This is a genomic window from Anaerosphaera aminiphila DSM 21120 (assembly GCF_900129925.1).
Taxonomy (GTDB): Bacteria; Bacillota; Clostridia; order Tissierellales; family Peptoniphilaceae; genus Anaerosphaera; species Anaerosphaera aminiphila.
The window spans coordinates 361,606-388,063 of the sequence record NZ_FQXI01000001.1 but is presented as its reverse complement, the minus strand read 5'-3'; the positions used below and the strand labels follow the sequence as shown (position 1 = coordinate 388,063).

The following is a 26,458-nucleotide window of genomic DNA, read 5'->3' as shown; positions in this document are numbered from 1 at the left end:
TTAAAATGGAGGTGAGGATATGACGACATTGGTGCAAATAATGTATGATTTTGCCTCAGTGAGTATTTTACTATTACTGGGATTTTTATTGAGAAAAAAATTAAAAATATTTCAAAAGTACTTTATACCAGTTTCTTTAATTGCTGGAGCTTTAGGGCTCTTACTTGGACCTCAAGTTTTGGGACAAGTTTCTCCAATATACATACCATTTTCAGAAACAGTACCTCAATGGTCAACAGTGTTATTTTGTTTTGTGTTTGGACCAACTTTTCTTGGAATTAAAATGGGGAAAATTAATAAAAATGCAATATCTGCAACACTTATAAATGGAACACTGCATCAAATGCAGGCAGTTGTAGGTTTAGTTTGTACTCTGATATTTTCTAAGACTATTATGAAAAGCTTGCCTATGGGGTTTGGACTATTGCCAGTATATGGATTCTATGGTGGACATGGAATGGCAAATGCTGCTGGAGTAATTTTTGAAGAATCAGGATATTGGAGCGATGGTATAGGAGCAGGTATGACATTTGCAACTATAGGTATAATTTGTGGTGTAGTATTTGGCATGGTACTTATAAATAAAGGAATTAGAAAAGGATATTTAAAAAGCACTGCAAGTGTAGATAACCTTGATGAAGAAGATTTAACAGGATATATCCCTTTAGGAAAAAGGACTACAATAGGTGAGGGAGTATCAAATCCGTCAGCTTTAGATCCATTGGCATTGCAATTTGCACTTGTTGGATGTGTAATAATTTGCGGAATGATAATGAGATATTTTCTTTTAAAAATAAGCCCTGTAATGGAAAATTTTCCAATATTTGCAACAACTTTTATATGTAGTTTAATTATAGGAACTATTCTTAATAGAACTAAATATGTTGAATACGTAGACAGGAATACTATGAATAGAATTACAGGCTTGGCATTGGAATATATGATTGCTTCTGCTATTGCAACAACTTCCATAGGAATATTTAAAAAATATTGGTTACCATTTGTTGTGATTTCCGTTATAATTGTAGCTTTGGATTATATATTAGTTTATTATATGTCAAAAAAATGGAATGAATCAGATTGGTATGAAATCATGGTAGGAGCATTTGGAATGACAATGGGTGTACTAGCCACAGGTTTATTATTAATAAAAGTAATAGATCCGGAGTATAAAACATCAGCAACAGAAAGCGTTTCTATTGCAAGTACGCTGGGATATGTATACCAACTACCATATACAATTTTAATACCTTTAGTAGTAATGAAAAATCCAAATTTAGTAATAATTATAAGTGTGGTTTTACTAGTTGCATTTTTTGCAGCTGGGGAAGTAATATGTGGTAGAACAAATAAAAATAGATTGAGAGAATAAAAATAAGAATAAATAAAATATTTATAAAATATTAAGGAGGATAAATTATGTTTGACAATGAATTAAAAAAGAGATTATTGACCACAGATCCTGCTCAAATTGGACATTTTATTGAAGGTGGATATATGTCACCAGAGATAAAGCCACTTTTTAAAGAGGCTAAAATTGCCGGACCTGCATATACAGTTAGAGCTATAGGAGATGATTCTACAATAGTATATTATGCAATGGAAAGAGCGCCAAAAGGATCTGTTATAGTGATAGATAGAGGTGGAGATAAGACATTTTCTTGTTGTGGTGAAATAGTTGCTTTGTTAGCAAAGGAAATGGGAATGGAGGCAATTGTTGTAGATGGGCCTGCAACTGACAGTGTTGCGATAGGAAAGATGAATTTTCCTGTTTTTGCTTCAGGATTGTCACCAGTTACTACAAGACACGTTGGCCTTACTGGAGAAATAAATATACCAATCAATTGTGGTGGCACAGTAGTAAATCCAGGAGATATAGTTTTTGGTGATGCAGATGGAGTAATTGTAATTAATCCTGAATTACTTGAAGACTTAATAGAAAAAGCAGAAAAAGCTGACAAAAATGAAGAAGAGTGGATAAAAGCTTTTAAATCAGGAAAAATAATGAGCGATTTTATTAATATAACTAGATTAATAGAAAATGACACACAAGGTTATATTAATGAGTTAAAAAAAGTATAGAAAAATAAGAACTTCTATTTTGAAGTTCTTATTTTTATTGACAGAATAAATAAAACGTGTTAACATAGTTTTAGAAACTAGATAATATGATTTTAAATAACGAGGATAATATGGAAGATAAAATAAAAGACTTAATTCAATCGTGGAATCTACTTAGATATGAAGAAATGCCATCATTTGAACTATATAGTGATCAGCTGATTTCAATAGCTGAGGAACAAATGAAACCCTTTAGTATTATTGATTCTTATCAAAGCGTGACATCTTCTATGGTAAATAATTACGTAAAGGCCAAAATAATGCCAAAACCTGTAAAGAAAAAATACAATAAAGACCAATTGACGGTACTCTTGGTAATATCTATGTTAAAGACAGTATTTTCAATAGGAGAAATAAGTGAGGGTATTGAACTTGCCTTAGAAAATAAAAGTTATGCTGAAGCTTATGACAATTTTTGTGATTTAATGGAGTTGTCTTTAAAAGGACTTTTTTTAGAAGATTTTTCGGAAAAGAATTCTTTTAAAGATCCAATAGCAATAGCATGTAAATGTGTAGCATCAAAGTTATATGTTCAATATACTTTGATGAATATTAGGAAGTATGAAGATGAGTGATATTAGTTTAAAAAATAAAAATTTAATAGCAGAGATATTTAACAGTGTAAGTCATGGAATTGGAGTAATCATTGGAATTGTATTTTTAGTTTTAATGATTGTAAAATCAGTGGGAGTTGAAAGTACTGCAGATGTTGTAAGTTATATAGTATATGGAAGTTGTTTTATTTTAATGTTTTTAACAAGTACTATATATCACGCAATTCAAGCGCCTAATTTAAAGAAGATATTTAGAATATTTGATCATAGTGCAATATTTTTCTTTATAGCAGGGTCGTATACTCCGATAGTTGTTCACGTACTAGAAGGAAAAGCTAAGATAGCATTTTTAGTGGGAATTTGGTCTATAGCAATTTTGGGGTTTTTATTTAAAATATTTACTTATGGAAAATATGACAGATACACAAAATTGTCAGTTGCAATATATGTTGCAATGGGATGGTTGTCTCTGTTAATAATAAAGCCATTGATAGATAGGACATCGAGCATATTTTTAATATTAATTGTGGCAGGAGGAGTTTTATATACAGCGGGAACATATTTTTATAAAAAGAAATTGCCCCTATATAACCATTTAATATGGCATTTTTTTGTACTGGCTGCGGCAATTTGTCACTTTGTGGCAATATATCAATATTTAACAGTGTAAGGTAAGTTAAAAAATAAAAGCACTCTCTTTAAATAGAATTTTTCTATTTTGAAGAGAGTGCTTTTTAAATCAACTTCATTTTACGACTAAAGTATTTTTTTATAAAATCAATTGTAAATTAAATAATTTTGTCTTATTAATTTAAAATTTTCCAAGTCACTTTGATAAGAATTTACAATTTCCTCAGGACTGGCTTTAGATTTTAAAAGTTTACCCATTTTATTTGTGCCCATAATTTTTTCAAACATTGGAATTACTCCCTTAGATTCTGAGGGCACTGTGATGTCAGTAAGCTCGTTTGCAGTTGCAAGTATATATGTTCCTGTCAAGCAGGGGTTAAAAGCTTTATAGTCACTTATATTAAGTCTTACGCCATTTCTGGAGCCGCGTGTTTCAGGAGAGAAAGTAACTCCTGGAAGATTGTAAGAATTTAACTTTTCTGCAAAAGATTTTGAATCTAAAGTTTTAGATCCCACAAAATTAAATTTATCATCTTGACCAAGCCCTGTGCCTTCACCTATACCTGTGGCCATATATAAAAATGCACTTTGAATATTTGGAATATTTGGGCTTGTTGCAATAAAATCCAGGCCCGTATCTTGCCAAATCATATTCCTATTGTAGTTTTTCATCTCTACAACAGTTAAATTACAATTTATATTTCTATTAAAGTACTTTGCCAGTTCTCCTACAGTCATACCGTGGGCCATAGGTAAATTATCTACACCTACAAAAGTTTTATACTTATCTTCTAATACAAACCCCTCAACTTTATCGCCTAGAGGATTTGGTCTGTCTAGTACTACAACGGGAATATTTGCCTTAGAGGCAGCTTTCATAGCGTAGTTTAACGTTGAAATATAAGTGTAGGTTCGTGAGCCGATGTCCTGCATATCAAAAATAAGGACATCAATATTTTTAAGCATATCACTGCTTGGTTCTCTAGTTTCTCCATATAGAGAATAAACAGGTAAGTTTAAGTTTTTATCAGTATAGCTTGATACATATTTTCCGGCTGTAACAGTTCCGTCAAGTCCATGCTCTGGCGAATATAGTGCCATTAAATTTGTATTTGCATAGTCCTTTAATTTGTTGTAAGTTTTAACTCCGTTGGAGTCAATTCCGGTCATATTAGTTACAAGTCCAATATTTTTATTGTCAATTAAATTTGAATATTCACTGATTAACCTTTCATTTCCAAGAACTACTTTTCCAGTGGGCGTAGTTGAAATAACTGGAGAGATAAGGTCTGATGTTTTAATTGGCGTTGTCATAATTGCACTATTAGAACTTTCATTATAGCTAATGTCTAAACCTAAAAGTTCTCCAACATCTCTTAGTTTAAAATAATTATATCCGGAAATATTATAACAATCTACAGATGTGTTTTTAACATTGCCCGCAGATAAAATTTCCAAATTCATTTTTTTAGATGAAGCACTTACATTTTTATTTGGTATAGATTTTAAATCATTAGAGAGCTTTTTATAATTTTCACTTAAATTAATAGTGATTTTTTCAGCATCGCCTTTTAGAGAAAAATCAAGGTTTCCACTTAGTACTGCCGCCAAGTCTCGAAGTTTAAAGTAGTTATATCCACCAATGCTGTAACCTTGAAGTGGAGTTTGATTGCCATTTAAAACTAAACTTTGAGCAGATGGCTTAGCTTCAATTGCATATGATTTAGTTGTAAGTAAAATAATAAATAGAAAAGACAAAATTGATATTTTTATATTTTTCATAGTAACCTCCTTATTAAGTATTAATTTTAACATATAAAAAAATATATTAAAATTTCTTTTAATATATTATATAATTTTATAAGGGTAATATTTTACTACTATTTTTAACAAATATTAAAAAGATATTATTTATTGACAAAAATTAATAGGATAATTGCAAGACTTGTCATATAATAGAATAATTAGAGGAGGTATTTTAATGATTTTAGTTGTAGATTTTGGAGGACAATATAATCAGTTAATAGCGAGACGAATTCGAGATTTAAACGTATATTGTGAAGTTGTTCCATATAATAAAGCACTTTTAAGTATTAAGGAGAAAAAACCTTCAGGGGTAATTTTTACAGGCGGACCAAATTCAGTTTATGAAGAAAATGCACCAATGATAGAATCAGAAGTATTTGAATTGGGAATTCCAATATTAGGACTTTGCTATGGAATGCAGTTAATGGCTCATGTTTTAAATGGGAAAGTAATAGCGGCAGAGGAAAGAGAATTCGGGAAAACTGAATTAAATATTAAAGAGTCAATAATATTTAAAAATGTTCCTGATAAAAGCACTGTTTGGATGAGCCATGTTGATAGAGTTGAAAAATTGCCAGAGGGATTTGAAACAATAGCATCAACAAAAAATTCTGAAATTGCTGCAATGCAAAATACAGATAAAAAATTATATGCACTACAATTTCATCCAGAAGTAAATAACACTGAATATGGCATTGAAATGCTTGCTAACTTTGTATATAAAATTTGTGGGCAAAAAGCAGATTGGACTATGGAAAACTATGCAAAAACTGCAATAAATGACATAAAAGAAAAAGTTGGAGATGGGAAAGTTCTTCTTGCACTATCTGGTGGAGTGGACTCATCTGTTACGGCAGCACTTTTATCTAAGGCAGTTGGAGATAAATTAACTTGTATATTTGTAGACCATGGACTTATGAGAAAAGATGAAGGCGATGAAGTTGAAGCAGCATTTAAAGATTCCGGAATGCACTTTATAAGAGTTAATGCAGAAGAGAGATTTTTAAATAAATTAAAGGGAATTATTGATCCGGAAGAAAAGAGAAAAGCAATTGGTGAAGAATTTATAAGAGTTTTTGAAGATGAGGGAAGAAAAATTAAATCTGTAGACTTCTTGGCACAGGGAACAATTTATCCGGATATTATAGAGTCAGGTATTGGGGATGCAGCTGTAATTAAATCTCATCACAATGTAGGTGGGCTTCCAGATGTAGTTGACTTTAAAGACTTAGTTGAACCTTTAAAAATGTTGTTTAAAGATGAAGTAAGAGAACTGGGAAGAGAATTGGGACTTGCAGATTACCTTGTAAATAGACAGCCGTTTCCAGGACCGGGACTTGGCATTAGAGTAATAGGAGAAATTTCTAAAGAAAAACTAGACGTTTTAAGAGATGCTGACTATATATTCAGAGAAGAGTTGGAAAAAGCAGGACTTGATAAAAGTATAAATCAATACTTTGCAGTTTTAACTAATAATAGAACTGTTGGAGTAATGGGAGACTTTAGAACCTATGACTACACTCTTGCATTAAGAGCAGTTGAAACTACAGACTTTATGACGGCAGATTGGGCAAGAATTCCCTATGAAATATTAGATAAAGTTTCAAATAGAATTGTAAATGAAGTAGAACATATAAATAGAATTGTATATGATATAACAAGTAAACCCCCAGCAACGATAGAGTGGGAATAGATAGTGAAAACCCTGTAATCCTTTTATTAAGAGGTTTACAGGGTTTATTTTTTTTTACTTTGAGGACATTTTGAGTACAAATAGTATATTTAAGTAAATAGTTTTTTAGTTTAATTTTTTTCAATGTAATTATAAAAAGAAAATAAGTGAATTTATATTTTATATTACTTCATAATTAACATAAATATATTAATAATTATAGATGGGTGTATAATATAAATTAGTAATAATTTAATAAAATTATTATTTAGTGTAAATGGGGAGAAAAATGGAAAAATTAGAAATAAATAAGAATTTTTTAATGAATACACTTTTATATACAATTATATTATTATTGTTGACAGTAGTTTCTAAAAGGCAAAATTATACTGTGGTTTTTCAAGTGTCTATTTTGATATGGATTAGTATACTTGTTGTGATTATCCATGAGTTGGGGCATTTTTTTATTGGGAAAGTACTCGGTTTGCAAATGCAGTTTTTATCATTGGTAATAATATTTTTTGTCAAAAGAAAAGTGTATTTAAATCACCCAATAAGTTTAGCTACAGGTTTTTCCTTAATGTTTTCTAATAATTTAGATATCAGTATTAAAAAGTTAGTACTATATTGTTTAGGCGGTCCTGGTGCAAATTTGTTGACGACAATAGTTACATATTTCTTTTTAAAAGGGTGGTATTTAAGTAAATACTTCTTAATTATGAACATAATTATTTTTTTAGCAACAATAGTGCCCTTTATTAATGGTACGGACGGTAAGAATGTTTATAATTTAATTACGGAAAAAAAGAAAAGTGAATTTTATAAATCATTTATTAATAATAGTATTTATTATAATGAATGTCCTAATATGCTCAGCAAAGAAGTGCTATTAAAAAATTTTAAAGAATTGCCAGAATTTAACCAATCGATAATAGATATTGAACAATATTTTTTAGAAAACAATAATTTAGAAGTAGATTTTTTTAATAGAAAATATGAAAATATAGAACAAGAAACTACTATTCAGTTTTATTTAATGTTCACAAATAAAAATAATGAGCAGTATAATGAGGAATTACTTAAAAAAATAAATAAATATGATTATGGTGATACTATGTTTTATATAAAAGGATATTTGGAAGATAAAGAGAATAATGGAATTTTTTTAGAGAAATCAAAAGAACACTTGGATGAAGTAAGTGACCCACATCAAAGAAATATTTTATATCACATAATATCAACTTGTCTTTCTTAATAAGATGGAAACTATAACCTTTAACTAAAAGTTATAGAAAAGACACTCGTAAAAATGTATATTTACTTCACTTAATTGGGAGGTGGACTAAATGACACTTGGTGAAAGAATACAAGAGCTAAGAGAAGCAAAGGGTTTATCTCAAGAATTATTAGCTGAAAAAATGAACCTTAGCAAAGAAGTTATATCAAGGTGGGAGTCAGGGAAAACTAAACCCTCTATAGAAAGTCTTGTTATTTTATCCCAGATTTTCAACATAAATATGACAGAAATAGAATTTCAGAAAAGGATAGAAAAACCTTTATACACTGCATATAGTAAAATCACCTTTGATATGTATAAAAAAATGTTTTATACAATTATGGGCAAAAGAATAATGATATCCAGTTCTATCTGGGGTATCGGGTTATTACCTCTGGGAATCTCAAAGGCTGCGATAAATGATAATATTGCAGGAATATATATTTTGATTGCAGTGGGTCTATTCTGGGTGTTTATGTATATTCTTTATTGTTATATTGTTCGTAAGGCTTTCAAAAAATATAAGGCAGTACAAGGTCTGGAAACTCATTATGATTTTTTTGTGGATTATTTCACCGGACAAAATAAGGTGTCTGAATATTCTGTTTTTTATGATGATCTATATAGAATAATAGAAAACAAAACATACTTTTATTGCTTACTTGGAGAAAATGAAATAAAGAGAATAGTTCCTCTGGAAAAAAGTTCCTTTAGTGAAGGACTTTCCGAATTTTTGCAGAATATGGGGAAAAAACCACGTATAAGTGAGAAAAACATAGTTTTCTATGTATTACTTATTTTTTTGATTGTTACAGTTTTTTTTGAATTATTCATCGAATTATTTAAGCCGGAAGATTTAGTGTTTAAGAATTGGGTTTCTGTGAATTTGACTATTTTTATTTTTGTATTAATGCAAATTGTAATAGCATATGTTTTATTTATGATTAATACAGGAGAGTGGATATATAATATTAAAAGTAAAAGAAAAAGATTATTGACACGAGTTGTGAGTATTATCATGGGAGTAGTTGGCATTTTAATCTTTTCTATAATAATTATTGGTATTAATATAGACTTGGGTAATACCAAAATAACTGAAATAAAAAATGATAATGGGACAATAACAGTAGAAAGAGCTCCTTGGTTTGACAAGACAAGATACTATCTTTATGAGGACAAAGGTTTGTTTTACATGAAGTATCTTCGTCCAATGACAAATAAAGAGGATACAAATCCAAACATATCTGAAGAAGAATGGAAAAAAATTGTTAATGAAGAATGGGGAAATAAATATCCAGAAAGTAAAGATTATGAAAATACAGAAAAGAATGCATCATTAAAACAGGAAGTCGAGGAAAAAGATAATACGTATATGCAAGGCTATCAGAAAATATACGATACAGTCTTTGGCCCAAAAGGATATATTTATCGAGAAGATATTGATGCTAAAGGATATGAATATATTGTTTTGAAGGATAATGAGAATGAAATTGAATTTATTCAATATGACAGAGATTCAAAGAACAATAAGTGTGGACTTTATGTCCTTTATCGTAGTAAAAAAGTATCAGATGGAAGTTATTCCAGATTAGATGCAAAAATTTTAGATATATATGCATTTGAATATAGCAGTGGAACAGTTATATCTAGCGGTAAAATGTCATGGTCTGATGTAGGATCTAAAGAATATAAGGAATTAACGGGAGAATAAGGTTATAGAGATGATATAGATGTTAGTTTTAATAAATGAATTTGTTTTTTTATTAAAAGTCATATTTAGTAAGACACTAAACATGACTTTTATAGTTTAAAGGATAATGATAGACTTTGATCGTTAGAGTAAGCAAATACATATGCAATAAAAATTGAGTAGGATAATCGGCTATAAAAGCTTAATATGGCAGACGAGTTTTAATATAATTTTATAATTTTTACTCATAAAAATTATGTCTGTAATCTAGGGAACTGAAAAAATAGTGTAAATAGATATGTAGATTGCAACAATATTATATTGAATATATTTCAATATATATATAAATAAAAATATGATTTAGTGGTAGAATAATATTATATATAAATAGTATCTTATTAATATTTGATGATCTATTAATGGGGGTGATTGCATGTTGAAAGAATATTTTTCTAAATGGAGAAGACGTTATGAAAAGTGGAAACATAGAAATGATATTACGGACGAAACAATTCAAGAATTAGAACGGATAATAGAAGAATATCGATAAGGAATTTCTGAAAATTAAGTGTATATTGTAATAGTATTTTCTATTTATGTGGAATTCTAATAAGAAAGGTGAAAAAATTGGAGGAAAAAAGATTTCAGTTGTCAGATAATGAGAGTCAAATACTCAACACTTTATGGAAAGAAGATAGAGCGTTAACAAGAGCGGAAATAATTGAGTTTACAGAGAATAAAACTTGGAAAGCAAGTTCCATACATATTTTATTAAATCAATTATTAGGAAAAGGAGCGATTGTTGTAGAGGGATATGTTCAATCGGGGAAAAATTATGGAAGAACATATAAGGCGTCTTTGAATAAAGATGAGTATGATGCAATGATATTTAAATCTGATTATTTAAAGCTTTCACCAAGTAAAGCTGCATTAAATGACTTTTTTAAATTTTTAATATCAGTTAACAAAATAGATGAAAGCACTATTAAAAATATAAAGAGTATGTTAAAAGAGCAAGAGAAAAATAATTAGAAATTTATAATAGCAGTTAAATATTAAAAGTGTTTCACCGCCATCGTTTATTTTACTCCGCCATTATATTGAATTTGGCGGTGAAAGTTAATTATATATCTATTTATCTTATTTTAAAAAATTATAAAAACTGCAACGGTATGAAAGACGTTGCAGTTTTTGTTGTAAATAGTAATGTGATTATTTACCATAATGGTATCTACAGGAAACTATTTCAATATATTGTTCATTGTACTTATAAATTAACCTATGCTCCGAGTTTATTCTTCTAGACCAATATCCTGTCCATTCAAATCGTAAAGGTTCCGGCTTACCAATCCCTTCATAGGGAGAATCTACGATATTGTTAATTAATTCTTTTATTCTTTTTACTTTTGTAGAATCAGTTTTCTTCCAATACTCTATATCTTTAAGAGCATTTTTTGACCAACGTAACTCCATAATTAAATTTCATCCAAAGATAGAGTTTCATAGTCTTCATTTTCAAATTGCTCAATAGATTCATTTATATAATTTCTATTTGTTTCGCTGGACAATAAATATAAATTTTCCATTAAATTATCATAATCTGACTTAGATATAGCAACTATGTCTTTATTATCTTTAGATGTAACTATTAAAGCATTTGAATTTTCGTTTATACTGTGCATATATTTTTTAAGGTTTTGTCTAAAATTACTATAAGTTGTTGCTTCCATAAGACAACCCTCCTTTTCCTTTATTGTACAACATCTTGTCGAAACATGCAATATAAAAGTTATATGCTTATAAAATTTTGTTGATATAAAAAATATCATTGCAAAATAAAACTATATAATGATAATAGTAGTTAATTTATTTTTACGCTATAATATTATAAAGAGTTTGAATCTCGAATTATGGAAAAATAAATTAGATATTAAAATAAAAATATGAGGATGAATAAAAATGGAAATATAAAATATTTTCGTTCGGAAAAACTAAGGTTATAATATAGAATATTCTTTAGAAATGACAGGGACAATGCATTGAAATTATATAGTTTAAATTTGACTAAAACTTGTATATCAACATATTTATCATAATTGTATGGTTATGGAATAAGTATATATGAGAGTAAAAGTTGATTTTGTTGTAAGTTATTGGAAGGAGGAAATCATTGTTGGATCCTATTACAAAATTACCATTAAATGATACTATAGCTGTGGCAATTGCTAAGATGATTGACGATTCTCAGATAGTACCAAAACGAGAGCCGAGTCACTATGATATTGAGTGTGAGTTTAATAGATCTGGACTTAGTAATGCAGATCCTAAGCAAGCTGGTAAAGTAGTTGGAAAGGCGAAAAGAGTACGTGCAGTTTTAACTTGGTCAATAGATAATAATCTTATTGCTGGAGAAAAACTTGTTTATCTGCTGCTGACGCTGGTAAAATCCGTAGGTGGGTTTAGAAAAGAATCTCCAAATTTTGTTGGTATTGAGGGTATCGAAAATTTAAAAGTGGCTTTCAAAAGTGAAGGGTATCAATTATTTTCGGACGGGAGTATATCGAGTTTAGTTTTAGACAACTTAAGAAATATTGAAAAACATAAAGTTTTGAGGACATATGCGGAAAGGGCAATAAAAGGCGCAGACGATGCGGCTCTTTTAGTAGGAACGAGTAAAGATCTTATGGAGGCTGTTTCAGCATTTATTTTACAGTCAAAATTGGGTCATTACTCTAATCAAACTAATTTTCCTACTTTATTAGGACAAGCATTTATAACATTGGGTTTAGCAACTTCAGAGGAGGTACCTAAACCCAATGAGCCTGCACAAAAAAGAGTAGAGCGGGCACTTTATGAATTGGCATGCTCCATTAATAAATTAAGAAATAAAGAAGGAACAGGACATGGAAGGCCGTTTTTAAGTATGGTATCAGAAGATGAAGCAAAGATGGCTATTAAATCAATGGGTTTAATTTCAGAATATTTATTGTCTAAACTAGAAGAAACTGAATAATTAGCTAGTCCATAGATGGTTCATTAGATGGTTCATTTAGAAACATGAAAAATAATAATACAAATAATTTTAAGAGAACTTTCTATGGACTTATCTGATTGTAGCATGAAAAATATAATAGAGTGTTGAGTTCATTTCTTTCTAAGGTAATTATTGTCAAGTATTATTATATTTATCTTGATTAAGAAAGTGAAATAAAAGCTTTTAAAATGTTACATTTTTTATTGATCAGAGGTAACCTTCCAATAAGTGTTAAAATGGTTTTCGGAGTCATTATCAATAAATAGCTGTTTAAACATGGCTAATAAATCTTCTTTAGTTTTTCCGATCATTTCAGCAGATAAATCATCTATAGAATGTGAGTTAACGTTAAATATTTTCATATATTCTTCTTTTCCATTATAGAAAGAGTCTTGTTCTATTTTGTTGAAATTCATATAGGTTTCGATAATCCTTCGCATTGAATTAAGCATGGAGTTGAGCAAATTTCTATTGTATAACTCTTCTAATTCCATCCATAGATACTCATAGTGGGTGTTAAGGTCTTCTTTTTCGGAGGTAATCTTTCGGAAATTTCTGTTTTCTATTATATAAAAATTATTCTTATCGTATTTTGAAACTTCTATTACTTTGTTAGTTTCTTTATCTATTTTTTTATCTTTAAAGTATCCATGAGGTTGCACATTGATGTAAAAATGTGCATTATGAGTGAGACAAATAAAGAAATCTTTATCTGAATTAAATTTGTCTCTATATTTAGAGCCCTGATATAATTTCTGTAATTCTGTAATTATTAAATATTGCATTGTATCATCATTTGAGTTCATAGGATCATCTAAAATAATTATTTTGGGCTTTGACTTTTCAATTTCTAGATCACTTAAACTTTCTAAAAAATACAAAAATGCTATAATATTCTTCTCGCCAGTAGATATTTTATCAATATCTCTATAGTTATCTCCCTCTTGGATTAGATAATGTTCCACTTTATCGTCATCTTTAACAAGGTGCAACTCAAGGTTATCTTTCCCTGTGTTTTTTAGTTTCTCATTAATATTAATAGCAGATTGAGATGTATTCTTAGTCTTTTTTAATAGTTCATTCTTTTCATGTGTTTTTTCAGAAATTTCATCCTTTATGAATAATAATGTATCTTCCTTTTTATCTGGGCTTCCTTTGATCTCGGAAATTTTTGAAGCTAGTATTTTTTCAGCAGTGTTTTTAATAACTTCTAAATCATTTAATGATTTTTCTTCATTTTCATATCCAAGCCAATTATCTTTATATGTGCTAGTTTGCTCTAAATATTCGGCGACATAATGTAATCTAAGACTTTTTTGTGCTGCATTTTGTTCCATATATAAATTTTTACTGAAATTATTATTATCTGCTATTAAACTGTTAATTTCATCTTCCTCTGTGCTTAAGCATTCGGGAATCTTGACTAATGCTATCTCAACAGTTCCAAACAAGTTTTTTTCTTTTTCTTCCAATTTTTCAATCAATTGTTGAAAAAACAGCTTATATTCTGTTTTTTTTGAATTTATGTTCAAATTTGCAGCATCCACTCTTTTATAAAATTTTTCATAAAAAAGACCTTTATCTAAATCATTAATGTTGTTTAAAAACTTCAAGTTTTCGTTAATCTTCTGAACAAAACTTTTTATTAGTTTTTCTAATTTTTCAACTTCACTGACAGAAAAATAACGTTCTAACTTTGTTTTTCTTGATTCAGTAATGTGGTTACCACAAAAAGAGCATACATCAACATCTTTATGAATTCTCAATCCTTCTCTTGCAAATGCCTGTTTAGTGGGTTGGTCTTTTAATTCTTCTATAATAATTGTTTCTTTTACTTTTTTTTGCAAAACATTGTTTATTTCTTCAAGTAGATTTTTTAAATCAAACTTTGGAAAGTGAAATTTCGGAACATCTTTTTTAGTATTTTCGATTAATATTTTTTCAAGGTTTTCAATCTCTTCTCTATTTAGTCTACATTTGTTAGGGATATCATTAGAAAAATCTTGTTTGTTATATGTAGGTTTAGTAATTTGAGGTCGCTCTTTGCTCTTTAATATTCTAGCTTTTTCTTGACAAAATTTATCGATTTCTTCTTTTTTTTCTTTATACTTATGTTCATCATCTTCCTTTTTTTGTAATAATTCATGTTTTTCTATCCCGTCTTCTTTATAGGTGTCAATCCATTGCAATTGTTTCAGTAATAATTCCTGTTTTTGTTTTCTTTCACGTAACTTTTCTATTTCCTTGTCTAGAAAAAGTAAATCTGTTTGAATCTGGATATTTTCTTTTCCTAAAACAACAGCACCCAATTTATTATCAATGAGAATGTTTTCAAAGCCTGAAAAAATAAAGACATTATGTGTTTCATTAAATTGCGACTTAATTAGTTCACATAAAGTTGACTTACCTGAACCATTTTTTCCAAATATAAAATTCTTATTTTTTAACATTAATTTAGAATTTTTGGAAATGTCAAAAACTAAATATTCTTGTTTAGATAAATCTAAAGATATTTCTCCCATATATGCCACGCTCCGTACTTATTTTTTATTTATTTATACTTATATGATAACGTATTTATTTTATTATTTCATTAGTTATTAGATATTTTGTAAAATAGGCGTTGATAAAATTAAAAATGCACTTAATATTTTTGAATTTTGAAAATTAAGAAATATGAGATTATTTTTCTTCAGAGATAATAACTTTGAATTTAAAATCAATTGTGATAAAGTTGTATTTAAGAGCAGAGAAATCATATTAAGCTCTAGTATATTAGCCTAGAGTTTACAATTGATTATAGCGGAGTGTAACAAATCTATTAATCATAAATGGAGGGGTAAAATATGGATACAAATAAAATATTAATAGAATTAGGAATAGAGTTAGCTAAGATTATTTCAAAACAAACTATAACAACAATTAGCGATAAGGTTAAAAAAGTAAAAGCTTCTGGGGACAAAGATGGCATAATATTAGAGCTGGAAAGCATTATCGATGAGTTAATATCTGATAAGCGTTCACTTATAGAAATTGCTCAAAAATATGAAGAATTAACATCATTCCAGAAAATAACTGATGAAGATGTTCAGTATATTACGCAAAGTTTAATGCCTGTAATAGAAGAGTTACTGGAAAAAGCTATGAATTTTAATCAGTCCTCAACATCAACAGAAGAACTTCAGCAATTAATGGGGATTATTAAACCGATTATTTCAGTGGAAACATTCAATGTTTTACAGATGCTAGGGTTTAATTTTAGGGATGCCATTGGACAGCCATTAACAGATCTTATAAAATCATTAATTCTTTCTAAGTCTAAAAGCGAACTTGATATAGAGTTAGCTATTAGTAATAATAGAGTGAGCGCAGAATACTACAATCTTCTTCAGAATGAAGAAGCTGTTAAAATGTTGAAAGAATTTAATGAAATGAAATAGAAGTAAATTTTGAAAGAGGAATGTTATGTATTTAATGTACAGAATATCTAATGAGTCTAATATTTCAAAAAAATTATTGAAGAAAGTTGGTTTGCTTTCTATTGGGTGGTATTCAATTGTAGAGTCGGGATATTATGATGAAGTTATTGAAAAAATTAATTATTTAAATAAATATGAATTTTCAAAATATTTTATGGAATTAGGGCAAAAACTGAATTATGATTCTATGACTAGAAATAGAAGTTATTTTCTATACAACTTTTTGCGCCTAAGACCTAGTGATTATGTAGTTGTAGCAGAATCAGGAGTTTTCAATATTTATAAAGTAGTGGGAACTCCCTACAGTAATTCAAAGAGTACAGATAATATTAGACGATATGATATAGGTTTTTTAGTTAAGGTTGAAAGGGTTTTTGAAGATGTACCTCGGAGTGAATATTTAACAAGTAGATTGAATTCAGCATTAAAATTTCGAGGGACGAACTTAGTTTTAGATGATTGGGAATCTGACATTAAAATAGTAATGAAAAACATTGAGAAGAAAGAACCGGTTTTTTCTATGAGACCAATAAAAAATAATATTGCTAAAAGGGTTCATGAACATATACTTAAAAAATTAGACGAAAATCAATTTGAGATTTTGATAAAAGAATATTTGAGAAAGATAGGATCTAGTGAACCCAAAATACCTTCAAAACAAAAGAAAAACTCTAGAAATGATAGTATTGCAGATATCGATGTAATAGCTCCTTTTAATAAAATAGGTGCTATTATCTATGTACAGGCTAAACATCATGATGGAGTTTCTGATCGATATGGAATTGAACAATTGATAGGATATGTATTATGAAGAGGATGAAAAATATTTTGGATTAATGCCAATTAAATGGTTTAGTGCAATTGCTAAAGTAAGTGAAAAAGAAAAAATATTTGTCGATGATAATAGTATTAAAGTAATTTCTGAAAGTGAGTTTGCTGAACTATTAATTGAAGTAGAAATAGATTTTGATGATGAGATATATTTGAAGTGAAAAAATTGTACTATTAGCTTTTTGAATAATGCAAGAGAAAAAATATAAATTAACACTATAGCTTACAAAGGATGATAAACAAATGAAGTTAGATAGATTACGAGAAGTGAATATTAGAGATTTATGGATTCATGAACAATATGATTTTTCAACATGGCTCTCTAGAGACGAGAACATAGAACTATTGAATGAAGTTATTGGATTGACATTAGTTGATATAGACAAAGAAGTTTTTGTTGGTTCCTATCGTTGCGATTTAGTAGCTATTGATGAGACTACAGGAATTAGAGTGATTATAGAAAATCAATTAGAACCTACAAATCATGATCATTTAGGAAAAATCATTACTTATGCTTCAGGACTTGACGCGAACGTTGTTGTTTGGATTGTAAAAGAGGCAAGAGAAGAACATAAAAGTGCTGTTGAGTGGCTAAATAATAATATAGTAAAGGAAATTTCTTTCTTTTTAATAGAAATACACGTGTATCAAATTGGAGACTCTTTACCTGCCCCTAAATTTGAAGTTATTGAAAAGCCTAATGATTTCATAAAAAGTGTAAAAAGTAGTGGCGATGGAGATTTAAATAAGTCACAATCAGAAAGAATTACTTTTTGGACAGAATTTAATGAAATAGTTTCTGAATCTGGTAAACCATTTAATATTCGTAAGGTAAGTACAGACCATTGGTATGATGTGGCTTTAGGAACAAGTGAAGCTCACATAAGTATTACTTTAGTAAATAAATCTAGTAATATTGGTGTAGAAATATATTGATAATAATAAGGATTTATTTGATAGTTTGGAATTAAATAGAGAGGAAATTGAACAAAAATTAGGATTTTCTATGGAGTGGCAAAGATTAGATAATAAAAAGGCTTCTAGAATCATTTATTACATTGGTGGTTTAAATTTTAATGACCATAGTAACTATTTAGAACTCATGAAGGAAATTATAGATAAAGTAGTTATTGTTAGAAGGGTTTTTAAGGAGTATATTTGAAAGATTCTTTATACAGGTAGAACGGGAAGCATAAAAAATGATAACATTTTGATAACAAAAAATTCATTGAAGCTAAAAAATGTAAATAATATAAAGAGATTGGGTGTAAATGGGAATCAAAAACTAAACAAATATGTTTAATATTTAAATAGATTTGCCGAGTGGGAATAGAAATACGAGTAACTAGAATAATATAAGTAAACAAGAGTATTATAAAAATATATGAATAATATATATAAGCAGTGAACAACTATTTAGCCGTAAAAGGTTTTTAGTTGTTCTTTTTTAATTGAAATATCAAGTATGTAAATATCTTGATTATAATTTTATTTGATGATACAATGCACTTAAAAGACCGCTTTAAAAATCAGAAGCGGATAGAGAGGTGCGTTAGTGAATAAAATTAATCAAATGAAAAATGAATTTAAAAAGAATGGTGGAATATTGAAAACTATTGAATTAAATGAAATGGGTTTTTCTAGTAGACAGATTGGAAAATTAATGCAAGATGGTATAATTACCAGAATTAAATATGGATTTTATGAGTTGAGAGAGTATCATCCAAAAGAAGAAGTTATCATTGCAAAACTATTTCCTAAAGCAGTTATTTTTCTGGAAAGCGCACTACTTTATTATGGATATACAGATAGAATTCCTCTAAGCTGGCAAATAGCTGTGGATAAAGATAGTAATAAAAAGCAATATGAAATAGATTATCCATTCATAGAGCCATATTATATAGAGAATAAATATTTAAACGTAGGAGTAAGTACAATAGAAATAGAAGGAGTTCCAGTTAAGATATATGATAGAGATAGAACTATGTGTGATGTTCTTCGCTATGAAACAAAAATAGAACGTGAGGTATTTGCAAAAGCGATATCAAACTATGTGGCAGATAAAGAGAAAAATATAAGGAATTTGTTGAGGTATGCAGAGATATTTAACATAAAAAACAAGGTGCAGACATACATTGGGGTGAGGTTGTAGTGGGAAGTATAGAATTATCAGTTTTAGCACGACTAAAAAACAAGTCAAAAGAAAGAAAAATACCATTGCAGCAACTGTTAAATTTATTTTGCCAAGAAGAATTTTTAAGAAGGCTATCTAAATCAAAACATAGGGATCAGTTGATTTTGAAAGGTGGATTTTTGTTATATTCAATTAGTGGTTTTACAACGAGACCTACCGTTGATTCTGACTATTTATTAAAAGGATATTCAAATAATATAGAAGAAATTGAAGAACTGGTCATTGATATAATAGAATCTCCAACTGAAAATGACTTTATAAAACTTAAAATAAGAACAATTGAGATAAATCAAGAAATCCGAGAATATTCTGGAGCAAGGATAAATTTAGAAGGAACGATAGGTAGAACTAAGACACCATTTAGCATTGATTTTGGAGTAGGTGATATAGTTGTGCCTTCTTATATAGAACGGATCATTCCTGTGATACTAGGAGATTTTGAAAAACCGAAAATATTCACATATTCATTAGAATCAACAATAGCAGAAAAATTAGATTCAATTATATCATTAATGGGAGCTACGAGTAGAATGAAAGACTTTTATGATATCTATTATTTAGCAACTAATTTTGACTTTGAAGGAAAACAATTAAAAAATGCTATTTATAAGACATTATCTAATAGGAGTACACCATATAATGAAGATTCAATTCAAGGGATAAGAGAACTAGGAAACGATGAAATAATGCAAAAAAGATGGAATAACTTTTGTGATAAAGTATTAGGATATAAATTAGATTTTTCTGTAGTTTTAAATTCTATAACAAAATTAATAGAACCGCCTTTTGAGTCTATTGTAGATGAAACCAAGTTTACAAAAAAATGGGGTCATGCGGAAGGAAAATATGAATGAAAAAGATTTATTACGAAAATTTATGAGCATTTGTAGATATAGAATTGAACAATTGATAGAATATGCATATGAAAGAGGATGAAAAATATCTTGGATTAATACCAATTAAATGGTTTAGTGCAATTGCTAAAGTAAGTGAAAAGATAAAAAATTTGCCGATAATAATAGTATTAAAGTAATTTTTGAAAGTGAGTTTGCTGAATTATTAATTGAAGTAGGAATAGATTTTGATGATGAGATATATTTGAAGTGAAAAAGTTGGACTATTAGTTTTTGAATAATTCAAGAGAAAAAATATAAATTAACACAATAGCTTACAAAGGATGATAAATAAATGAAGTTAGATAGATTACGAGAAGTGAATATTAGAGATTTATGGATTCATGAACAATATGATTTTTCAACATGGCTCTCTAGAGATGAGAACATAGAACTATTGAATGAAGTTATTGGATTGACATTAGTTGATATAGACAAAGAAGTTTTTGTTGGTTCCTATCGTTGTGATTTAGTAGCTATTGATGAGACTACAGGGATTAGAGTGATTATAGAAAATCAATTAGAACCTACAAATCATGATCATTTAGGAAAAATTATTACTTATGCTTCAGGACTTGATGCGAATGTTGTTGTTTGGATTGTAAAAGAGGCAAGGGAAGAACATAAAAGTGCTGTTGAGTGGCTAAATAATAATATAGTAAAGGAAATTTCTTTCTTTTTAATAGAAATACACGCGTATCAAATTGGAGACTCTTTACCTGCCCCTAAATTTGAAGTTATTGAAAAGCCTAATGATTTTATAAAAAGTGTAAAAAGTAGTAGCGATGGAGATTTAAATAAGTCACAATCAGAAAGAATTACTTTTTGGACAGAATTTAATGAAATAGTTTCTGAATCTGGTAAACCATTTAATATTCGTAAGGCAAGTACAGACCATTGGTATGATGTGGCTTTAGGAACAAGTGAAGCTCACATAAGTATTACTTTAGTAAATAAATCTAGTAATATTGGTGTAGAAATATATATTGATAATAATAAGGATTTATTTGATAGTTTGGAATTAAATAGAGAGGAAATTGAACAAAAATTAGGATTTTCTATGGAATGGCAAAGATTAGATAATAAGAAGGCTTCTAGAATCATTTATTACATTGGTGGTTTAAATTTTAATGACCATAGTAACTATTTAGAACTCATGAAGGAGATTATAGATAAAGTAGTTATTGTTAGAAAGGTTTTTAAGGAGTATATTTGAAAGATTCTTTATACGGGCAGAACAGGAAGCATAAAAAATGATAACATTTTTGATAACAAAAAATTCATTGAAGTTAAAAAATATAAATAATATAAAGAGATTTGATGTAAATGAAAATCAAAAACTAAACAAATACGTTTAATACTTAAAAGAATTTGCCGAGTGGGAATAATACCAAGAGCCATACAAGTTTTGAAGTTTCAATGCTTATATGGCTTTTTTATTTGTTTTGATAACATTTTTATTCGAAAGGATAATAAATTTATTGATTTACTTGTTTTTTTGGAATTTCTTTCTTCTAATAAATTATTTTTAGCCGTTTTATGATTAGTATGATTGTAATGCCAATTATTATACTCTTCTTTAGTAATTTTATTATTTTCTAACTTTTCTAATTTATTTTCTCATTCATTGAACATATCCAAGAGTAAAAGGTATGTAATGCTTTTTAATTCATATAATCGTAAACAAAGTTTACCGTCAATTTTCTCTAGATTTTTATTCTAAATATGGTAATATTATATGTGATTATGACATATTATTTTAGAGATTGTACTCAGAACTACTTCTAAAATTTTAAGATGTACAAATATATTACAACAAATGTATTACAATAGGAGGAGATTTCATGAAAAACAAAAGACTTTCGCTCATCATGGCAATAATGCTCATGGGGATAGTATTATTGCAAACAAGTTGCACGGCAGTACCTAAGGGAGATGATTCCAATAAAAAGACGGAGGCAACTGCAAGCAAAGCACCACGTCTACAAGATGACTTTTACAATGCAGTCAATTATGATTGGATACAAAAAACCGTTCTAGTTGGAGACGAGCTCATAACCAGTCCAATAGCAGATATGATGAAAAATGTAGACTCTTTGCTTAAGAGTGATCTGGAAAAAACTGTAGCTGATTCAAGTGCCGCTTCCCCATATTTAAAAGAGCCTGCAAAGCTCTATACTATGTTACAAGATTATGATGCACGTAATGCAGAGGGAAATAAGTCTTATACAAATTACTTCAAAGAAATAGATGACATTGATTCTATTTCAGACTTATTTAAAAACTACAAGTCTTTATTTTTAAAAGGATATTCTATGCCGATAAACATTGATTACTATGGTGATGTTAAAGATTTCAAGAAAAACTCGCTTTATGTTTTACCACCTTCAACATCATTAGCGGATGCTTCTAGCTATGAAGATGAGGATAATATAAAGGAATACAAGGATTTGACAAAAAAACTATTTGTTTCTACAGGTTATTCTGAAGATCAGATAGAAAAAATTTTGGATGACACAATAGCATTTGATAAACTCATTATTCCATATGAAGTAGAGGGCGAGACAGCAGCTGATTTAGAGAATGACTCTACAGCTCTGTACAAACCAAGTTCGTTTGCTGAATTTGACAATAGCCTAGAAGACGTGGATTTCGCTTCTATCATAAAAAGTTTGACTGGTGTGATTCCAGAGGATATCAACGTACTGGATGCTGAATATTTTAAACACATTTCAGAGATATATAAGGATGAAAATCTTCCATTGATTAAAAATTGGATGAAATCACAATTTATAAGGGCTAACATGTCTTATGTATCGCCTGAAACTCAAGCTAAAATTGATAATTTTAAAATTCACGTTGGTGCAGTTGGAGCTACAACCATAGATATCGATCTGAATTACTTCTTAATATCGATTCTATATAGTGATGCACTAGGTCAATATTATGGAGAGACATATTTAGACGATAAATCGAAAGCGGATGTAGAAAATATGACTCAAGAGCTCATAAGTATATATAGAGATAGAATAAAAACTATAGATTGGCTTTCGGAAAACACTAAAGAAAAAGCCATTTTGAAATTGGATAATATGGAAGTTTTAGTTGGATATCCGGATAATTACGTAGACAAATACGATAATTATTCTATTAAGACATTTGAACAAGGAGGTTCTGTGCTCTCTAATGTAATAGAAATGGAAAAAATTGCCCTTGAAAATCATTGGGTGGAATTTGGAAAAACAACTCCTAGAGATACATGGCATGCAAGTCCTAAAACTGTAAATGCCTTTGCAGCGGCAGGTTCAAATTCAATTACAATACCTGCCGGCATAATTCAACCGCCTATGTATGATTCTACTAGGACTAAAAGTCAAAACTATGGTGCTCTAGGTGTAATAATCGGTCATGAAATTTCTCATATATTTGATGACTATGGTGCTAAATTTGACGAATTTGGAAATGTATCTGACTGGTGGACAACAGAAGACTATGACAAATTTTCCGAATTATCACAAAAAATGGTGAAGCAGTTTGATGGTTTAGAATATGCCGATGGAACTATTGATGGAGAAAAGACACTTTCAGAAAACATTGCAGATTTAGGTGGAATAGGTGTGGCGATTGACGCTGTGAAGAAATTACCTGACGGAAACCTTGAAGAGTTCTTCACTTCATTTGCAGAAACTTGGAAAGAAGTTAGTGGTGATATAGGAAAGGAAGCTGCTCTTATGGATAGCCATTCTCCTAGTATGTTGAGAGTGAACAATATGTTGCCTAACTTCGATGAATTTTATGAAGTGTTTAACGTAAAAGAAGGAGACGCAATGTATCGTTCAAAATCCGAAAGACTTAGAATTTGGTAATACGGTATAGTATTGCATAGTTTCTAATTTACTTAAATTTGCACTGAAATACGCGATATTATTTGGGAGTGTGGACTCAGAACCACCTACTCATTTTATAACCATAACATAATAATGAGAAGGTGTTAATTGATTTTTATAGAGATATTGAATAGATAGAGATGTTGATAGCATTTTGATAACAAAAAATTCGTTGAAGTTAAAAAATGCAAATAATATAAAGAGCCCTATAAATATTGTAAATTAAATGTTTGTAGGGCTCTTGGTTGTTTTCCAAGTTAGATGGTGTTAAAGAGGTAATACACAAAAAAATTATCAAAAGTGTGCTGATAGTCTTTGCCATTAAGTGGGAATAAATAAAATAAATCCTGTAAGCTTTTTATATAGAGCTACAGGGTTTATTTTTTCTTTTACCTTCATTTTGAGTACAAAAATTATAATTTAAGTAGATAATATTTTTCACGTTTAAATTCATGTAATGAAATTATAGAAATAAATAAGTACATTAATATTTTATATTACATCATAGTGGCATAAATGTATTAATAATGTAGATGGGTGTATAATATAAATTGAAAATAGTTAATATTTCAATTACTCACAATGATTATAAAACTAGTTACAAAACTTAAATAAATCCGACAAAGGTTTAGAAAAATTAGAAAGTTAGAAAATTATAAGTTATTTTTAAGTGAAGAGGGGGTTAGAAAGATATGGATGAAAATAAATCAGTTTTGAGAAAAAAACAAATTAAGAATATTTTGGTTGTTGTTCTGTTAGTAATTTATGTCTTTTTTATATATCAGGTATGGGAACTGTGTCAATATGGAGGGCTTTATAGTCACTTAATTAGGATTGTTCCTGCATTATGCATTCTTTTAGTTGGATTAGTTATATGGATTTTCTTAAGGTTTAATCTTTTAAAAAACAATGAAAAACATTCTTCCAATCGCTACTTTTCTTTGCTTACGCTCATTGGATTTATTTCGATAACCCTATTTTTTGGAGGAAAGATAGTTTATTCTGCAATTCCTTATAATGGTGCACTGTCTTGGAAACTAGATGAGTTTTGCCGGAAAAAAAGATTTCATTTACTCACCATAATATATATGAAGATGGCTTGGAAGGTGTACTTGCAGAATTAAATGAAAAATTAAATATGCCTGATAAATTATATATTACAGGTGATTTTGCAGTTCAATTTTATAAAAATGGAGATATAAAAGAAATCAACGCTTTCTTATATGGAGATAGTAGAAAAGGTAAAAAGCAAACTTATCTTATAAATTATGACGTCACTCAAAATGAGGAAGTTATTAATGTATGGACTGATGGGGAGGCAAATGCAGATTATAATGAAGATAAAGCGCTTGACCCAATGCTTGCTATTTTGCAACAAGTGGACCTTAAAAAACAAGTTACTGAATGGTCTAGTAATTTGGACACTGAGGTATATGAGATTGTATACTCTGGGAAAAGAAACTTTAATACGCAAGAAGGACTTGTCTTTATTCCAGGAGATGTTGATGGAGATAGAATTGTTGGAGATTCTTCAAATATAAATAAATTATCAAGTGGCGGCTTAATTAGTGGCTATGAAGTATCTTTACATGTTCCATTTGAAGATAAAACTGTGCCCATGAGATATATAATAGAACCTGAATACATATCTCAAGAAGTAGTAATTGAACAAAATTTAAGTGAGCAAGAGAAAAAAGCAAAAACGACAAAAGGTTGGACTATAGATAAAAATAATGGAACTGTTTATTTTTTCTTAGAAGATAATAATACCATTGGATGGAAACTTGAGGTAGTAGATTCAGCACTTGGCTCTAGATTTTATGAGTTAAAATACACAGAAAATGGTGGCGTTTCCTGGGAAATAAAAAATGAACATCCTTTTTCAGGAAAAGGAGGAGTTGCAGAAGGAATAGAATTCTTTGATGAGTCATATGGATACATCGGAATTGCTGGTGCATCAGGTGACTATTCCGAGATTTTTGTAACCAGAGACGGTGGAATAAGTTTTACAGAAATAATCCTACCTATGAATACCGTGACTAGTTTACCAAAAAGTGCAAAAGAATATGGTCTTTCAATAGATGATTATAAATATATTTCTATGCCGGAATATGAAAATGAAATATTGACAGTAAAAGTGAAGAGCAATTCAGTAGAGAAAGAAGGAATCATATTTGAATCTCAAGATAGAGGCGCAAATTGGAAATTCAAAGAGTAGCCTTAAGGACAGATAATTTAAAAATAACTTTAGAAAACTGCAACGATACGAAAATCATTGCAGTTTTTTCCAACACTCTATATTTTTAAAAGTATTTTTTGACCAACGCAACTTCATAATTAAATTGTTCAGTGAATTCATTTGCAAATTACATTATTTAGATACAGAGACTA

Annotated in this window: 24 protein-coding genes; 20 read left to right on the top strand and 4 right to left on the bottom strand. The window is 29.0% G+C overall.

Features of this window, described 5'->3' with window-relative positions; all coding sequences use genetic code 11:
* Positions 1–19 precede the first annotated feature (19 nt).
* The 4 genes from BUB47_RS01935 to trhA all read left to right on the top strand — a co-directional run bounded on the left by BUB47_RS01935 (position 20) and on the right by trhA (position 3,345).
* Entirely contained in the window at positions 20–1,372 is a 1,353-nt protein-coding gene (locus BUB47_RS01935) for a sodium/glutamate symporter (RefSeq protein WP_073183211.1), read from the top strand.
* 47 nt (positions 1,373–1,419) lie between these two features.
* On the top strand, positions 1,420–2,082 hold the full coding sequence (locus BUB47_RS01930; protein WP_073183209.1) for an RraA family protein: 663 nt from the start codon (positions 1,420–1,422) through the stop codon (positions 2,080–2,082).
* A 110-nt stretch (positions 2,083–2,192) separates the two neighbouring features.
* Entirely contained in the window at positions 2,193–2,696 is a 504-nt protein-coding gene (locus BUB47_RS01925; protein ID WP_073183208.1) for a DUF1836 domain-containing protein, read from the top strand.
* Positions 2,689–3,345, top strand: coding sequence for a PAQR family membrane homeostasis protein TrhA (trhA, locus tag BUB47_RS01920; protein ID WP_083529028.1), 657 nt, complete (start codon positions 2,689–2,691; stop codon positions 3,343–3,345). The genes BUB47_RS01925 and trhA overlap by 8 nt, the downstream gene beginning before the upstream one ends.
* 107 nt (positions 3,346–3,452) lie before the next feature.
* Here the strand turns inward: trhA and BUB47_RS01915 are convergent, their stop codons facing one another.
* Positions 3,453–5,087, bottom strand: coding sequence for a DUF1343 domain-containing protein (locus BUB47_RS01915; protein WP_073183204.1), 1,635 nt, complete (start codon positions 5,085–5,087; stop codon positions 3,453–3,455).
* Positions 5,088–5,286: 199 nt separating this feature from the next.
* On the opposite strand from BUB47_RS01915, the gene guaA reads away from it, so the two are divergent.
* From guaA to BUB47_RS01895, 4 genes are all read left to right on the top strand, one after another.
* Entirely contained in the window at positions 5,287–6,804 is a 1,518-nt protein-coding gene (guaA, locus tag BUB47_RS01910; RefSeq protein WP_073183203.1) for a glutamine-hydrolyzing GMP synthase, read from the top strand.
* 268 nt (positions 6,805–7,072) lie between these two features.
* Positions 7,073–8,038 (top strand): site-2 protease family protein, encoded by a 966-nt coding sequence (locus tag BUB47_RS01905; protein WP_073183201.1) that lies wholly within the window; start codon positions 7,073–7,075, stop codon positions 8,036–8,038.
* A gap of 91 nt (positions 8,039–8,129) precedes the next feature.
* Positions 8,130–9,770 carry a helix-turn-helix domain-containing protein gene (locus BUB47_RS01900; protein ID WP_073183199.1) on the top strand — a complete coding sequence of 547 codons (1,641 nt, stop codon included), beginning with the start codon at positions 8,130–8,132 and terminating at the stop codon, positions 9,768–9,770.
* 627 nt (positions 9,771–10,397) lie between these two features.
* Positions 10,398–10,781: a BlaI/MecI/CopY family transcriptional regulator gene (locus BUB47_RS01895; RefSeq protein ID WP_159430530.1), complete on the top strand. Its 384-nt coding sequence runs from the start codon at positions 10,398–10,400 to the stop codon at positions 10,779–10,781.
* A gap of 180 nt (positions 10,782–10,961) precedes the next feature.
* Here the strand turns inward: BUB47_RS01895 and BUB47_RS01890 are convergent, their stop codons facing one another.
* Positions 10,962–11,222, bottom strand: coding sequence for a Txe/YoeB family addiction module toxin (locus BUB47_RS01890; protein WP_073183196.1), 261 nt, complete (start codon positions 11,220–11,222; stop codon positions 10,962–10,964).
* 2 nt (positions 11,223–11,224) lie between these two features.
* A complete protein-coding gene (locus tag BUB47_RS01885; RefSeq protein ID WP_073183194.1) occupies positions 11,225–11,479 on the bottom strand; it encodes a type II toxin-antitoxin system Phd/YefM family antitoxin in 255 nt (84 codons plus the stop codon).
* A gap of 440 nt (positions 11,480–11,919) precedes the next feature.
* On the opposite strand from BUB47_RS01885, the gene BUB47_RS01880 reads away from it, so the two are divergent.
* On the top strand, positions 11,920–12,762 hold the full coding sequence (locus BUB47_RS01880) for an abortive infection family protein (protein WP_200779461.1): 843 nt from the start codon (positions 11,920–11,922) through the stop codon (positions 12,760–12,762).
* A 221-nt stretch (positions 12,763–12,983) separates the two neighbouring features.
* On the opposite strand, the gene BUB47_RS01875 is transcribed toward BUB47_RS01880, so the two are convergent.
* Entirely contained in the window at positions 12,984–15,305 is a 2,322-nt protein-coding gene (locus BUB47_RS01875; protein WP_073183193.1) for an AAA family ATPase, read from the bottom strand.
* Between the two features lie 324 nt (positions 15,306–15,629).
* Between BUB47_RS01875 and BUB47_RS01870 the strand changes: the two genes are divergently transcribed.
* From BUB47_RS01870 to BUB47_RS01830, 11 genes are all read left to right on the top strand, one after another.
* On the top strand, positions 15,630–16,223 hold the full coding sequence (locus tag BUB47_RS01870; RefSeq protein WP_073183191.1) for a hypothetical protein: 594 nt from the start codon (positions 15,630–15,632) through the stop codon (positions 16,221–16,223).
* A 25-nt stretch (positions 16,224–16,248) separates the two neighbouring features.
* Positions 16,249–17,073, top strand: coding sequence for a restriction endonuclease (locus tag BUB47_RS01865; protein WP_073183190.1), 825 nt, complete (start codon positions 16,249–16,251; stop codon positions 17,071–17,073).
* A complete protein-coding gene (locus BUB47_RS01860) occupies positions 17,063–17,254 on the top strand; it encodes a hypothetical protein (protein WP_073183188.1) in 192 nt (63 codons plus the stop codon). The genes BUB47_RS01865 and BUB47_RS01860 overlap by 11 nt, the downstream gene beginning before the upstream one ends.
* An 82-nt stretch (positions 17,255–17,336) precedes the next feature.
* The gene (locus BUB47_RS01855; protein ID WP_200779460.1) at positions 17,337–18,029 is read left to right on the top strand and encodes a DUF4268 domain-containing protein; all 693 of its coding nucleotides are present in this window, start codon (positions 17,337–17,339) and stop codon (positions 18,027–18,029) included.
* Positions 18,025–18,255: a DUF4268 domain-containing protein gene (locus BUB47_RS10045; RefSeq protein WP_407639556.1), complete on the top strand. Its 231-nt coding sequence runs from the start codon at positions 18,025–18,027 to the stop codon at positions 18,253–18,255. Before BUB47_RS01855 ends, BUB47_RS10045 begins: the two co-directional genes overlap by 5 nt.
* A 393-nt stretch (positions 18,256–18,648) precedes the next feature.
* On the top strand, positions 18,649–19,245 hold the full coding sequence (locus BUB47_RS01850) for a type IV toxin-antitoxin system AbiEi family antitoxin domain-containing protein (RefSeq protein ID WP_073183186.1): 597 nt from the start codon (positions 18,649–18,651) through the stop codon (positions 19,243–19,245).
* The gene (locus BUB47_RS01845; protein ID WP_073183185.1) at positions 19,245–20,141 is read left to right on the top strand and encodes a nucleotidyl transferase AbiEii/AbiGii toxin family protein; all 897 of its coding nucleotides are present in this window, start codon (positions 19,245–19,247) and stop codon (positions 20,139–20,141) included. Before BUB47_RS01850 ends, BUB47_RS01845 begins: the two co-directional genes overlap by 1 nt.
* Positions 20,142–20,475: 334 nt before the next feature.
* Entirely contained in the window at positions 20,476–21,396 is a 921-nt protein-coding gene (locus tag BUB47_RS01840; RefSeq protein ID WP_073183183.1) for a DUF4268 domain-containing protein, read from the top strand.
* A 628-nt stretch (positions 21,397–22,024) separates the two neighbouring features.
* Positions 22,025–24,046 (top strand): M13 family metallopeptidase, encoded by a 2,022-nt coding sequence (locus BUB47_RS01835; RefSeq protein WP_073183181.1) that lies wholly within the window; start codon positions 22,025–22,027, stop codon positions 24,044–24,046.
* A gap of 713 nt (positions 24,047–24,759) precedes the next feature.
* Positions 24,760–25,191 (top strand): hypothetical protein, encoded by a 432-nt coding sequence (locus tag BUB47_RS09970; RefSeq protein WP_083529026.1) that lies wholly within the window; start codon positions 24,760–24,762, stop codon positions 25,189–25,191.
* Positions 25,116–26,285 carry a beta propeller repeat protein gene (locus BUB47_RS01830; RefSeq protein WP_143270582.1) on the top strand — a complete coding sequence of 390 codons (1,170 nt, stop codon included), beginning with the start codon at positions 25,116–25,118 and terminating at the stop codon, positions 26,283–26,285. Before BUB47_RS09970 ends, BUB47_RS01830 begins: the two co-directional genes overlap by 76 nt.
* Positions 26,286–26,458 lie beyond the last annotated feature (173 nt).